This window comes from Kitasatospora sp. NPDC085464, from assembly GCF_044541955.1.
Taxonomy (GTDB): Bacteria; Actinomycetota; Actinomycetes; order Streptomycetales; family Streptomycetaceae; genus Kitasatospora.
Genome location: NZ_JBITTM010000001.1, coordinates 106,191 through 118,726, shown reverse-complemented (window position 1 = coordinate 118,726; position 12,536 = coordinate 106,191). Strand labels below are relative to the sequence as shown.

Below are 12,536 nucleotides of genomic sequence, written 5' to 3'. Positions count from 1 at the left end.
GCGGTACGGACCAACCGGCGGCTACCCTGCTGGAGTGACCGCAGAAACCTCCGCACCCGTACCCGCGGCCGACCCCGGCCGTCCGGCGTCCCTGACCCTGGGCGCCGCCATCACCGCCCTGGAGGGCGCCGCGCTGGCCGTCGTCGGCGTCTGGGACATGGTGGCCGCGCTGTCCGGCCAGTCCAAGCAGCTCGCCCTGAACGAGTTCGGCGGCGTGGTCATCGTGCTGCTCGGCGTGTTGCCGGTGCTGGCCGCCCGCGCGCTGCTGAAGGAGCGCCGCTGGGGCCGCAGCCCGGCGGTGCTGACCAACTCGATCTGCCTGCCGGTCGCCTACTACATGTTCCAGAGCGGCGGCATGATGATCGCCGTGGGCGCGCTGGTCGGCCTGCTCGGGCTGGTGGGCATCGGCTCGCTGCTGAACCCGAAGTCGACGGCGGCCCTGTACGCCCCGTCCGAGGACTGAGCGCACAGGGCCGCCGGAGGGCCGGACAGCCGCGCAGCCGGAGCTGAGCGGCCGTCAGTCCTACTCCTCCACCAGCAGCTTCTCCCGCAGCTGGGCCAACGTCCGGGCGAGCAGCCGGGACACGTGCATCTGGGAGATCCCCACCTCGGCGGCGATCTGCGACTGGGTCATGTTCCGGAAGAACCGCAGCACCAGGATCTTCTGCTCCCGGGGCGGCAGTTGGGCCAGCAGCGGCTTGAGCGACTCGCGGTACTCGACGCCCTCCAGCGCCTCGTCGGTCGCGCCCAGGGTGTCCGCGACGGCCGGCGACTCGTCGTCGCTGTCCGGCACGTCCAGGGACAGCGTGGAGTACGCGTTGGCGGACTCCAGGCCCTCCAGGACGTCCTCCTCGGAGATCCCCAGGTGCTCGGCCAGCTCGTGCACCGTGGGGGAGCGGCCGTGCCGCTGGGAGAGCTCGCTGGTCGCCGTGGTGAGCGACAGCCGCAGCTCCTGCAGACGGCGCGGGACGCGCACCGCCCAGCCCTTGTCGCGGAAGTGCCGCTTGATCTCCCCGACGATGGTCGGCGTCGCGTAGGTGGAGAACTCGACCCCGCGCTCGTGGTCGAAGCGGTCCACCGACTTGATCAGGCCGATGGTGGCGACCTGGGTGAGGTCGTCCAGCGGCTCGCCCCGGTTGCGGAAGCGCCGGGCCAGGTGCTCGACCAGCGGGATGTGCATCCGCACCAGCTGGTTGCGCAGCTCGACCCGCTCCGGCGAGCCCTCGGGCAGCGCCGACAGGCGGACGAACAGGGCGCGGGCGGCCTCCCGGTCCGGGGCGCCGGAGCGGTGCGCGCCCTGCGCGGGCACGGCGCCGTGCAGCTCAGCCTCGGCCGTCTCGTCCGCCCGGTCCGCCGGCTCCGGCGGGGGGACGGAGTCGGGCGTCGGCTCAGACGTCGGCTCGGTCGGGTGGCTCATCCGGTGGGCGTCCTTCGGGTGCGCTTCGTCGTTGGCGGCGAGGCCGGGAACGCTCGCCTGGGTCGGTACGGCAGGTCCCGCCGTCGCGAGGCCGGTACGGTCCAGATCACTCACGGCCATTCCCCCGTTCCGTTCCGGGAGCACCGGGGCCGCGGCCCCGGAATCGTCTCGTTGGTCGTACCGCCCGGAGGCGGTACCGGGAGCCGTCCGCCCGGCCCCGGGAGGGGGTGCGGCGGACGGCCCTTGCGCGGGTGCTGCTCGGTCTGTGCGGTGCGGTCCGGCGCCCGGCTAGTGGGCCGTGGACCCGCCGCGCTTCTTGTGCAGGCTGATCGACACGGTGTTGTCCTCGCCGACCGAGGAGTCGACCTCGCCGGCCAGCGCGGAGAGCACCGTCCAGGCGAAGGTGTCCCGCTCGGGGGCCTTGCCGTCGGTGGTCGGGGCGGCGACGGTCACCTTCAGCGAGTCGCCGACCAGGCGGAACTCGCAGGAAAGGACGGAGCCCGGCACCGCCTGCTGCAGCAGGATGGCGCAGGCCTCGTCGACCGCGATCCGCAGGTCCTCGATCTCGTCGAGGGTGAAATCCAGCCGGGCCGCCAACCCGGCCGTCGCTGTTCGCAGCACGGAGAGGTAGGCCCCCGCCGCGGGGAGCCGGACCTCCACGAAATCCTGAACACCGAGATCGCCGTCGATCTGGGACACCCTTGCCTCCTGGGTGACGCGCTGTGCTTGCTTGGTACCCCGCTTGTTACCCCTGCTTGCCGCCTCTCAAAGGAGGCACCGGGGTTGCGGGTCCGCCATCGCTCTGCCTGCCCTGTTGCACCCCGGTTCGGGGTTACTCATGGTAAGGCATTGCGACGCAGGGTGGCAGACCCTTTCCCGGACTCCGTCGGTCCGCTCAGCGGCGGCCGGCGGCGGCGAGTGCCTCGTCGGTGAGCCGGTACACGGTCCACTCGTCCATCGGCACCGCACCGATCGACTTGTAGAAGTCGATCGACGGCTGGTTCCAGTCCAGCACCGACCACTCCACCCGGGAGTAGCCGCGCTCCACGGCGATCCGGGCGAGCTCCAGCAGCAGGGCCTTGCCGTGGCCGCCGCCGCGCGCCTCCGGGCGGACGTACAGGTCCTCCAGGTAGATCCCGTGGGTGCCGCGCCAGGTCGAGAAGTTGCGGAACCAGAGGGCGAAGCCCACCGGCTCCCCGGTGGTCCCGTCCTCGGCGATCAGGCCGAACACGGCCGGATCGGCGCCGAACAGGGCCTCGCGCAGCTGCTCCTCGGTGGCCACGGCCTCGTGCGGGGCCTTCTCGTACTCCGCGAGCTCACGGATCATGGCGTGGATGACGGGAACGTCGGTGGCGACTGCGGTGCGGATCATGCCAGCGAGCCTACTGCTCGGGCCCCGTCTCGTCCCAGGCCTGGACGGAGGTCTGGTCGACGATCCTTCCGTCCCGCAGGTCGGCCATCGAGGCCATCAGCACCCGGACGCCGTCCGGGTAGCGGCAGGACTCCAGGAAGGCGACGTGGTCGTCCTGGACCACCACCTGCTCCAGCTTGTGGGTCATCTCGCGGCCGTAGATGTCGCTCAGCATGGCGCCGATCTCCTCCAGCCCGTGCATCACCAGGGGGTGGCTGGGCTGGGTCTTCCGGTCGACCACGCGCAGTTCGGCGTCCTCCGCGTAGAGCGCCAGGAGGGCGTCGGCGTCGCAGCGTTCGATGCCCTCGCGCAGGGCGCGGGTGTCGAAGGCTGCGGGGGCCGCCATGGTGGTCATGATTCGCTCCTCCGGTCGGGGTCCGTCGGCTCGTACCTAGAGCCTACGCCCGGCACCACCGACCGGAGGGGCCGGAGACCGGGCCGCTCAGCGGGCCGGCACGGTGCGCAGGTACTCGGCCAGGGTGCCGATCGCGGCCGGGTTGCGCGGGCTCTCCACGAGGTCGACGTAGTCCAGCACGAAGATCCGGTCGTTCCTGATCGCGGAGACGCCGGCCAGCGGCGGGAACGACTTCAGGAACTTCCGCTTCTCCTCGGCGCCCGGGGTCGCGTAGTCGTTGATCACGATCACCTCGGGGTCGCGCTGCACCACGCTCTCCCAGCCGGCGGTGACCCAGGTGTCGGCGAGGTCGCCCATGATGTTGGTGCCGCCGGCCTTGGCGATGATCTCGTCGGCGGCGGCGAACTTCCCGGCGGTGTACGGCTTGTCCTGCCCGCTGTCGTACAGGAAGACGGACGGGCGGCGCTCGGGCTGCGGGACGGCGGCGATCCGTGCCCTGGAGTCGGCGATCAGCCGGTCGGCGCGGTCCTTGACGTCGAAGATCTCGCCGAGGTTGGCCAGGTCCGTGTAGAGCGCGTCCAGCGGGTCCATCACGCCGCGTTCGGTGCCCCTGCCGCTGCGGCAGGACTCGCTGAGCACGTACGAGTCGATGCCGAGGGCCTTGAACGCCTGCGGGGTGACGCCGCTGCCCTCGTCGAAGCCGTAGTGCCAGCCGGCCAGCACCAGGTCGGCCCTGGCGTCCAGGGCGATCTCCTTGGTGAGCACCTTCTTGGAGAGCCAGGCGGTCTGCTGGTAGCCGTCCTTCCACGGCACCTTGTCGACCCGGCCCTTGTCGTCGGGCATGACGTAGCCGGCCATCCGGTCGGCCAGGCCGAGGGAGAGCATCAGCTCGGTGATGTTGACGTCGTTGGTGACCACCCGGGCCGGCTTCTGCGGGAAGGTCAGCTCCTCGCCGCAGTTCTGCACGGTCACCGGGTAGTGGGCGGAGCCGGTCGAGGCCTGCCGGGGGGCGATCTCCGCGCCGCAGGCGGTGAGTCCGAGGACGAGCAGGGCGGCGGCGGCAACGGCCTTGGTGCGCACGGTGGTTCCTTCGGTGGTTCAGGCGTCGGTGGTTCAGGCGTCGGGGGTACGGGCGTCGGCGGTCCGGGTCCCGGGCGGCCGGGTGTCGGGGGAGCGGTCGAGGCGGTCGAACAGCAGCTGGAGGGCGCCGGTCTCCGGGTGCCGGACCGGCGTGGCCCGGACACCGAACACCTCGGCCAGCAGGGCGGGCCGGAGCACCTCGGCGGGCGGTCCGGAGGCCACGATCCGGCCGGCCCGCAGGACGTACAGCAGGTCGCAGTGGCTCGCCGCCAGGTTGAGGTCGTGCAGCGCGACGAGCACCGTCGGGCCGGCCTCGCGGGCCAGCGCCAGGACCTCCAACTGGTGGGCGACGTCGAGGTGGTTGGTGGGTTCGTCGAGCACCAGCAGGCGCGGCTCCTGGACCAGCGCGCGGGCGAACAGCACTCGCTGCTTCTCGCCTCCGGACAGGCTCAGGAAGCCCCGTTCGGCGAGGTGCCCGGCCCGGACCTTCGCCAGGGCGCCGGCGCAGCGCTCCCGGTCCGCGTGGGTCGGGGCGCCGAGGCCGCGCCGGTGCGGCAGCCGGCCCATGGCGACCACCTCGGCCACCGTGAAGTCGAACTCGGCGGAGTGCTCCTGGGTCAGCGCGGCCACCCGCCGGGCCGTCTCCCGCGCGGAGAGCGCGTGCAGGTCGTCGCCGTCGAGCCGGACGGCCCCGCCGGTGGGCTTCAGCACCCGGTAGACGCAGCGCAGCAGGGTCGACTTGCCGCTGCCGTTCGGTCCGACCAGGCCGACCACCTGCCCGGGGGCGGCCGCCAGGCTCACCTCGTGGACGATCCGGGTGCCGGCCGACTCCACCGAGACGGTGTCGACGTCGAGGTCCTGGGCCTTCGCCCGGTCGGGCCGGGCGGTCGAGCCGGCCGGGGCGGCCGGGCCGGTCGTACGGATGGCGTCGGTCACCGTCGGCCTCCGAAGGCGTGGCCGCGCCGACGCATCATCAGCAGGAAGGCGGGCACGCCGAGCACGGCGGTGAACACCCCGACGGGCAGTTCGGCGGGTGCCAGCAGGGTGCGGGAGGCGATGTCCACCCAGACCAGCAGCAGCGCCCCGACGAGCGGGGCGACCAGCAGCACCCGGCGGTGCCCGGCGCCGACCAGCATCCGGGCCACGTGCGGCACCAGCAGCCCGACGAAGCCGATCGCGCCGCTGACCGCGACCACCGTGCCGGTGACGGCGGCGGTCACCACGAACAGTTCGCGGCGCATCCGGTCCGGGTCCACACCGAGCGAGGCGGAGGTCTCGTCGCCCATGGCGAGCGCGTCCAGCCGTCCGGCGGCGCAGCCGAGGTGGGCGAGGCCGGCCAGGACGGTGCAGGCGGCGATCGGCACCGAGCCCCAGGTGGCGCCGCCGAGGCTGCCGAGCAGCCACATCATGGCGCTCCGGGCGGCGTCGCCGCGGTCGGCGACGAAGACCATCAGGGTGGTGGCGGCGGCGAAGCCGTAGGAGAGGGCGGTGCCGGTGAGCACCAGCCGCAGCGGCGTGAGCCCGTACGCGGTGCGGGCGGCGAGGTAGACCAGCGTCATCGCGAGCAGTGCGGAGCCGAAGGCGGAGGCGGAGATCGCCCACACCCCGAGCGTGGCGAAGGCGCCGAACAGCAGGACGGCGTTGGCGCCGACGGCCGCGCCCGAGGAGATGCCGAGGACGAAGGGGTCGGCGAGGGCGTTGCGCACCAGCGCCTGGACGGCGACCCCGGTGGCGGCCAGCCCGGAGCCGACCACGGCGGCCAGGACGGTGCGCGGCAGCCGGATCTCCCAGACGATGGCGTACGCGGCCGCCTCGTCGGCCTCCAGCCGACCGCCCGTCAGTCCGGCGCCCAGCAGCCGCAGTACGTGCGGGAGCCCGATCCCGGAGGAGCCCAGCGCGACCCCGCAGACCAGCGACAGCAGCAGGGCGGCGCCGAGGCCGACGGTGAGCGGGACCACGGGTGTCCGGTGGACGGACGGGCCGCCGGCTACGCGGGTCACGGATGCGCGGGTCATGGGTGCGCGGGTCACGGATGCGCCTTGCCTCGGGCCGCGGGTGCGCCGGGGTGGGCGCCGGCCGGGGGCGTGCCCGGGCGCCGTCCCCTCGCAGTCCACGGCGAGTCGTCGGGAGTCCAACGGCCGAGGGCGATCGGGCTGGCGCGGCCGCACCGCGGGTGCGGGCCGTGCTCACCGTTGCGGGTCAGGGCCGGATTCTCACCGGACTTCCCCCTCGGACGCCCTGGCAGCATAACAGGCACTCAGGGTAGGCAACCCTTACCGGGGTCGGGCCGAGTGTGAACGCACGACCGCCCCCGTCCGGCGGTGCGGACGGGGGCGGTCGGGTGGCGACGCGTCAGGCTCAGGCCTGCTTGGTCTCCCAGAAGATCTTGTCGACCTCGGCGATCAGGTCCAGCAGGGCCTGGCCGGTGGCCGGGTCGGTGGACGCCTTGGTGGCCGAGGCGGCCTTCAGGGTGTCGTTGATCAGCTGGTGCAGCTGCGGGTACTTCTCGAAGTGCGGGGCCTTGAAGTAGTCGCTCCACAGCACCGAGATGTGGTGCTTGACGGCCTCGGCGCGCTGCTCCTTGATGATGATGGCGCGGGCACGGAAGTGCGGGTCCTCGTTGGCCTGGTACTTCTCCTGGGTGGCCTTGACCGACTCGGCCTCGATCCGGGCCTGCGCCGGGTCGTACACGCCACAGGGCAGGTCACAGTGGGCGTGAGCGGTGGCACGCGGTGCAAACAGACGAGAGAACATGGGAGTCCTTCCTTAGATCGTCTTCCCGCGCCCGAGATTACCCTTCCGCCCTCGTGGTTTCGCGATCGGGCGGTGGGCCTAGGGCAAAAGGCGGACCCGGAACCGGGGTAATCCGGACACCGAACAGGTGACGGTCCGTACGGCAGACTGGGGGCGGGCGTGCGGGAGGAGGAGTCGTGGCACGGAGCGCGGAACCGGAGGGCCGGACCGGGGGCGGCGTGTTGCCGTTCGGGGTCGTCGACGTGGCGGGTCCGTCGATGGTCCCGACCCTGCGCGAGGGCGACCGGCTGCTGGTCCGCTACGGCGCGCCGATCCGGCCGGGCGCGGTGGTGCTCTTCCGCCACCCCTTCCAGCAGGACCTGCTGGTGGTGAAGCGGGCCGCCGGGCGCCGGCCCGGCGGGTGGTGGCTGCTCTCCGACAACCGTCCGGTGGACAGCGACAGCCGCAGCTACGGCGCGGTCCCGGACGAGCTGGTGCTCGGCCGGGTGCTGCTGCGGCTGAGCCCGCGCCCGTCCTGGCTGGCGCCGGGCCGCCGGCTGGAGCGGCTGCTGCTCGCCCCGCGGCTGGCCCGGGTGCCGGGCCTGGCCCGCCGCCTCGGCGCCTGGGTGGAGGACGTCTAGCGCCTACTGCCCGCCGCCCAGCGCGGCCTCCGCCTCCTGGCGCTTGCGGGCCCGGTAGGCGGCGACGTTGGCCCGGGTCGCACAGCGGTCCGAGCAGTAGCGGCGGGAGCGGTTGGTCGAGGTGTCCAGGTAGGCGTTGCGGCAGGGCGCGGCCTGGCAGATGCCCAGCCGGTCGCCGCCCAGCTCGGTCAGGTGGACGGCCAGGCCCATGCAGGCGACCGCGCTGAAGTGCGCGGTGGCGGTCGGCGAGTTGTCGGCCAGGTGCAGGTGCCAGCGGGGCCGTCCGGCGTCGTCCAGGTAGTCGTGCCCGGAGATCAGCGGGCTGACGGGGTACTCCATCAGCAGGCTGTTCAGCAGGTCGACGCCGCGGGTCTCGTCCCCGTCGGCGGCGGCCTCGAAGACCCCGCGCAGCCGGGTCCGCACTGCCCGCAGTCGGGGCAGGTCGGACTCGTCGGCGAGCGCGGCGGCCCGGGAGGAGTCGGAGAACAAGGCGCGCACCGCGTCCACGGAGGTCAGCGTGTCGGTGCCGCGCTCCGGCTCCTCGGTGTTCACCAGCCGAACGGCGAGGTCGGCGTACGAGGCGAGCTCCACGGCGGTCCTTCCAGAGAGTCGGTAACGGGCTGACTGCTTCCAGCCTATTACCCGAGTGGGGAAAACGTCGGCGCCCGGCAGGAGCTGCCTGCCGGGCGCCGACGGGATGGGCTCAGAGCACCTTGGAGAGGAACGCCCTGGTGCGTTCGTGCTGCGGGTTCGTGAGGACTTCGCGGGGGTTGCCGGACTCGACCACCACACCGCCGTCCATGAACACCAGCGCGTCGCCGACCTCGCGGGCGAAGCCCATCTCGTGGGTGACGACGATCATCGTCATCCCCTCCTCGGCCAGGCCGCGCATGACGTCCAGCACCTCGCCGACCAGCTCCGGGTCGAGCGCCGAGGTGGGCTCGTCGAAGAGCATCAGCTTGGGCTTCATGGCCAGCGCGCGGGCGATCGCGACGCGCTGCTGCTGGCCGCCGGAGAGCTGCGAGGGGTAGCTCTTCGCCTTGTCGGAGAGCCCGACCCGCTCCAGCAGGGCCATGCCGCGCTCGCGCGCGTCGGCCTTCGACTCGCCCTTGACCTGCACCGGCGCCTCGATGACGTTCTCTATGGCGGTCATGTGCGGGAACAGGTTGAAGCGCTGGAAGACCATGCCGATGTCGCGCCGCTTGAGAGCGACCTCGCGGTCCCTCAGCTCGTAGAGCCTGTCGCCCTTGCGCCGGTAGCCGACCAGTTCGCCGTCCACCGACAGCAGACCGCCGTTGATCTTCTCCAGGTGGTTGATGCACCGCAGGAAGGTCGACTTGCCGGAGCCGGACGGGCCGATCAGGCAGAACACCTCGCGGGGCCTGACCTCCAGGTCGATGCCCTTGAGCACCTCGACCAGGCCGTACGACTTGCGCACGCCCTCGGCCCTGACCATCGGCTCGCCCGGCACGGAGTCCGTGGGCGTCTTGGTCAGATCGGTCATACGTGACCACCTCCCTCAAGCCCCGGAACCACGTCGTGGTCGGCCTTCGGGGTCGGCTTGCCGGCGAACATCCTGCGGACCCGCTGCATCGGGGTCGGCGGCAGGGTCCTGGTGGTACCCCGAGCGTAGTACCGCTCGACGTAGTACTGCCCGATGGTCAGCACGGAGGTGAGGAAGAGGTACCAGAGGCTGACGGTGATCAGCAGCGGGATGGTCTGGAAGGTGCGCGAGTAGATGTTCTGCCCGGCCCGGAACAGCTCCTCCAACGCGATGACGCTGACCAGCGAGGTGGTCTTGAGCATCGAGATGGTCTCGTTGCCGGTCGGCGGGATGATCACCCGCATGGCCTGCGGCAGGATGATCCGGCGCATGGTCGCGAAGCGGCTCATGCCGAGTGCGTGGGCCGCCTCGGTCTGCCCCTCGTCCACCGACTGGATGCCGCCGCGGACGATCTCCGCCATGTACGCGGCCTCGTTCAGGCCGAGGCCGAGCAGTGCCGCCGTGAACACCGGGATCAGCGTGTTGGTCGACTCGGACCAGAACTCGGGGCCGAACGGGATGCCGATCGACAGCTTGGGCCACAGCGCGCCCATGAAGTTCCAGAACACCAGCTGGACCAGCACGGGGGTGCCGCGGAAGACCCAGATGTAGAACCACGCGGTGCCGGACAGCAGCGGGTTCGGCGACAGCCGCATCACCGCGAGGATGATGCCGCCGGCCACGCCCATGATCATGGACAGCGCGGTGAGCTCCAGGGTCACACCCAGGCCGTGCACGATGCTGGAATCGAAGAGGTAGGTGTTGACGACATCCCACCGGAACGCGGGATTGAAGATCAGGGCGTGGAGCAGCATCGCCGCGAGGACCGCGACGACGACGGCTCCGGCCCACCGGCCGGGGTGGCGGACCGGGACGGCCTTGAGGGTTTCGGGCCGTCCCGGGTGCGCCTCCCCCTGATCGGAATGGTTCACAGTGGCCTCAGGGGGTGGGGAACTGGCGGGGGGTCAGCTGGTGGCGCCGTTGGTCACGGACTTGTCGATCGCGCCCGCCTGGACGCCCCACTTCTCAAGGATCGCCTTGTAGGTGCCGTCGTCGATCAGTGACTGGACGGCGCCCTGGACGGGCGCGGCGAGCGGGGAGCCCTTGGCCAGGACCACGCCGTACGGGGCCTTGCCCTCGACGGTGCCGAGCTGTTCGAGCTGGCCGTTGGTCTGCTTGAGGGCGTAGTCGACGACCGGGGAGTCGGCCAGCATGACCTGGTCGCGGCCGGAGACCAGCGCGGTGGTCACGTCGGTCTGCAGGTCGAACTTGTCGCCGTCGTTGGGGATGGGGGGCTTGCCGGCCTTGACGCACGCCGGGTTGATGACGTCCTTGATCTGGTCGGCCTGGGTGGTGCCGGTCTGGACGGCGACCTTCTTGCCGCAGAGGTCGTTCGGGTCGATCTTGTCGGGGTTGCCCTTCTTGACCGCCGCGCTGGTGCCCGCCGAGAAGTAGGTCACCATGTCGACGGTGGCCTCGCGCTCCTTGTTGTCCGTGAAGGAGCTCATGCCCAGCTGGAACTTGTTGGCCTGGATGCCCGGGATGATCGCGGTGAACGGCGAGTTCTGGACCTCGACCTGGAGGCCCAGCTTCTGGCCGATGGCGTTGGCCAGGTCCACGTCCATGCCGATGATCTTGTTCTGGGCGTCCTGGAACTCGTTGGGCGCGTACGAGGCATCGGCGGCCACGACGATCTTGCCGGTCGACTTGACGTCGGCCGGCACCTGGGCGGCGAGCGCCGGGTCGGCGGCCACCGCCTTGATCGTGGCGGACGCGTTCACGCCGCCGGAGGGCGAGCTGGACGACGACTTGCTGCTGCTGCAACCGGTCAGCACGAGGGAGACCGAGGCGGCGACCACACCGGCCGCGAAGAGCCGGTTGCGCTTGGTACGGGCGGTCATGAGGGGGATCTCCTCCTGGGAGAGAAGGTCGGGCGGAGCGCGCCGCGGGAGCGGCGCACCGGGGTTGCGAGCCGTACGGCGCCGTACGGGTGTGCGTCGTACGTCGTCGTACGTGCAGGCCGGGTTTTGCAGTGCCTGGACGCTGGGACCGCCCAGGGTCGAACGAGTTACTGCATCCGCCACCCTCCGCCGAGGTGGACGTTGACCGAACCGCCTCGACCAGTGGCCGGCTCGATCCGAGATGGGGGGAATCCTGCCATCTGAGGACGGTCAGGTGACCCTCATCCAGATCAAAATCGGATAACGAGGGGTCACACCGTCCGCTATTCGGACCTATTCCTGGCCCCTGTCACCCTCCGCATAAGTATGCAGATCCCTCTGTGCTCTGCCCGGAGGCCCGCCGCCCGTCCGCTCAGATGCCCCCGTTGACCACGGCGTTCTGCGCCGCACCCGCGCTGACGCTCCACTTGGCGAGGATCTTGTCGTACTCGCCGCTGCGGATCAGCTGGTCGACCGCCTTGGCCATCGCGTCGCGCAGCTGGGTGTCGGTCTTGCGCACCGCGATCCCGTACGGGTTGGAGGTGGACTGCCCGCCGGTCACCTCGTAGCGGTTGCCGCCGTCGGTGGTCTTCGCCGCGTAGGCGGCCACCGGGAAGTCGTTCAGCCCGGCCTGGGCGGCGCCGGAGGCGACCTCGGCCAGCGCCTTGGCGTCGCTGTCCAGCTTGTGCGTGGTCAGCTGGCGGCCGGTGCGGGCGCAGACCCCGACCTGCCGGGTGGCGATCTCGTCCTGGGTGGTGCCCTGCTGGAGCGCGATGGTCTTGCCGCACAGGTCGTCCAGGGTCTTGATCCCCTTGGGGTTGCCCTTCGGGACGACGATCGAGGTGCCGGCGATGAAGTAGTCCACGAAGTCCACGCCGGGGTTCGCCTGCTTGCCGCTGTCGTCCAGGCCGTCGCGGCGCTGGCGGATGTCGCTGATCGCGGACATCGCCACGTCGTACTGCTTGGACTGCAGGTTCGGTATCAGCTTGGCGAACGTGGTGTCCACGAACTCGATCCGCACGTCGAGGATCTTGCCCAGCGCGGTGGCGATCTCCGGGTCGAGACCGGCCGGCTTGCCGTCCGCGCCGCGGAACTCCACCGGGGCGTAGTTGACGTCCATGCCGATGCGCAGCACCCCGGCGGAGCGCTGGGCGGCGGGCAGCTTGTCCCGGACGTCCTTGACCGGGTCGTCCGCGGAGGCGGCCTGCCCGCCGCCTCCGCAGCCGGTCAGCAGCAGGGCACCGGCGGTGGCCAGGACGGCGCCGACGAGCACCGGACGACGGAAGGGGAGGAGGTGAGGCATGAGGGGCTGCTCCTGTGGGAGGGACGTGCGGCCGCCACGGTGTCGCGGTGGTGTGCGCGAAATGGCGGCCACGCGATCCTGCCATCCCGCCCTGCCGGGCCCGGCGGCGGGTG

15 protein-coding genes and 1 riboswitch are annotated in these 12,536 nt (G+C 71.6%); of the genes, 2 read left to right on the top strand and 13 right to left on the bottom strand.

Features of this window, described 5'->3' with window-relative positions; all coding sequences use genetic code 11:
* Nucleotides 1-34 precede the first annotated feature (34 nt).
* A complete protein-coding gene (locus ACIGG8_RS00520) occupies nucleotides 35-463 on the top strand; it encodes a hypothetical protein (protein WP_396544397.1) in 429 nt (142 codons plus the stop codon).
* A 60-nt stretch (nucleotides 464-523) separates the two neighbouring features.
* Here the strand turns inward: ACIGG8_RS00520 and ACIGG8_RS00515 are convergent, their stop codons facing one another.
* The 8 genes from ACIGG8_RS00515 to sodN all read right to left on the bottom strand — a co-directional run bounded on the left by ACIGG8_RS00515 (nucleotide 524) and on the right by sodN (nucleotide 7,017).
* Nucleotides 524-1,537 (bottom strand): SigB/SigF/SigG family RNA polymerase sigma factor, encoded by a 1,014-nt coding sequence (locus ACIGG8_RS00515; protein ID WP_350522973.1) that lies wholly within the window; start codon nucleotides 1,535-1,537, stop codon nucleotides 524-526.
* 168 nt (nucleotides 1,538-1,705) lie between these two features.
* Entirely contained in the window at nucleotides 1,706-2,116 is a 411-nt protein-coding gene (locus tag ACIGG8_RS00510; RefSeq protein WP_218203464.1) for an anti-sigma regulatory factor, read from the bottom strand.
* Nucleotides 2,117-2,312: 196 nt separating this feature from the next.
* Nucleotides 2,313-2,789, bottom strand: a complete 477-nt coding sequence (locus ACIGG8_RS00505; protein ID WP_350522972.1) for a GNAT family N-acetyltransferase — start codon at nucleotides 2,787-2,789, stop codon at nucleotides 2,313-2,315.
* A 10-nt stretch (nucleotides 2,790-2,799) separates the two neighbouring features.
* A complete protein-coding gene (locus tag ACIGG8_RS00500) occupies nucleotides 2,800-3,183 on the bottom strand; it encodes a nuclear transport factor 2 family protein (protein WP_350522971.1) in 384 nt (127 codons plus the stop codon).
* 87 nt (nucleotides 3,184-3,270) lie between these two features.
* Complete coding sequence (locus tag ACIGG8_RS00495; protein WP_396544393.1) at nucleotides 3,271-4,263, bottom strand: ABC transporter substrate-binding protein; 993 nt, start codon at nucleotides 4,261-4,263, stop codon at nucleotides 3,271-3,273.
* 33 nt (nucleotides 4,264-4,296) lie between these two features.
* Entirely contained in the window at nucleotides 4,297-5,097 is an 801-nt protein-coding gene (locus ACIGG8_RS00490) for an ABC transporter ATP-binding protein (protein ID WP_396544729.1), read from the bottom strand.
* A gap of 98 nt (nucleotides 5,098-5,195) precedes the next feature.
* Nucleotides 5,196-6,278 (bottom strand): FecCD family ABC transporter permease, encoded by a 1,083-nt coding sequence (locus ACIGG8_RS00485; RefSeq protein ID WP_396544391.1) that lies wholly within the window; start codon nucleotides 6,276-6,278, stop codon nucleotides 5,196-5,198.
* Between the two features lie 135 nt (nucleotides 6,279-6,413).
* A riboswitch (cobalamin riboswitch) is annotated at nucleotides 6,414-6,539 on the bottom strand.
* 82 nt (nucleotides 6,540-6,621) lie between these two features.
* The gene (gene sodN / locus ACIGG8_RS00480; RefSeq protein ID WP_238865337.1) at nucleotides 6,622-7,017 is read right to left on the bottom strand and encodes a superoxide dismutase, Ni; all 396 of its coding nucleotides are present in this window, start codon (nucleotides 7,015-7,017) and stop codon (nucleotides 6,622-6,624) included.
* A gap of 257 nt (nucleotides 7,018-7,274) precedes the next feature.
* On the opposite strand from sodN, the gene sodX reads away from it, so the two are divergent.
* Nucleotides 7,275-7,637 carry a nickel-type superoxide dismutase maturation protease gene (gene sodX / locus ACIGG8_RS00475; protein WP_396544727.1) on the top strand — a complete coding sequence of 121 codons (363 nt, stop codon included), beginning with the start codon at nucleotides 7,275-7,277 and terminating at the stop codon, nucleotides 7,635-7,637.
* A gap of 3 nt (nucleotides 7,638-7,640) precedes the next feature.
* Here the strand turns inward: sodX and ACIGG8_RS00470 are convergent, their stop codons facing one another.
* From ACIGG8_RS00470 to ACIGG8_RS00450, 5 genes are all read right to left on the bottom strand, one after another.
* A complete protein-coding gene (locus ACIGG8_RS00470; RefSeq protein WP_350522966.1) occupies nucleotides 7,641-8,228 on the bottom strand; it encodes a CGNR zinc finger domain-containing protein in 588 nt (195 codons plus the stop codon).
* A gap of 112 nt (nucleotides 8,229-8,340) precedes the next feature.
* The gene (locus ACIGG8_RS00465; protein WP_396544388.1) at nucleotides 8,341-9,141 is read right to left on the bottom strand and encodes an amino acid ABC transporter ATP-binding protein; all 801 of its coding nucleotides are present in this window, start codon (nucleotides 9,139-9,141) and stop codon (nucleotides 8,341-8,343) included.
* A complete protein-coding gene (locus ACIGG8_RS00460) occupies nucleotides 9,138-10,112 on the bottom strand; it encodes an amino acid ABC transporter permease (protein ID WP_396544386.1) in 975 nt (324 codons plus the stop codon). Before ACIGG8_RS00460 ends, ACIGG8_RS00465 begins: the two co-directional genes overlap by 4 nt.
* A 33-nt stretch (nucleotides 10,113-10,145) precedes the next feature.
* A complete protein-coding gene (locus ACIGG8_RS00455; RefSeq protein ID WP_396544384.1) occupies nucleotides 10,146-11,081 on the bottom strand; it encodes an ABC transporter substrate-binding protein in 936 nt (311 codons plus the stop codon).
* Nucleotides 11,082-11,493: 412 nt separating this feature from the next.
* Entirely contained in the window at nucleotides 11,494-12,423 is a 930-nt protein-coding gene (locus tag ACIGG8_RS00450; protein ID WP_396544382.1) for an ABC transporter substrate-binding protein, read from the bottom strand.
* Between the last annotated feature and the right edge of the window lie 113 nt (nucleotides 12,424-12,536).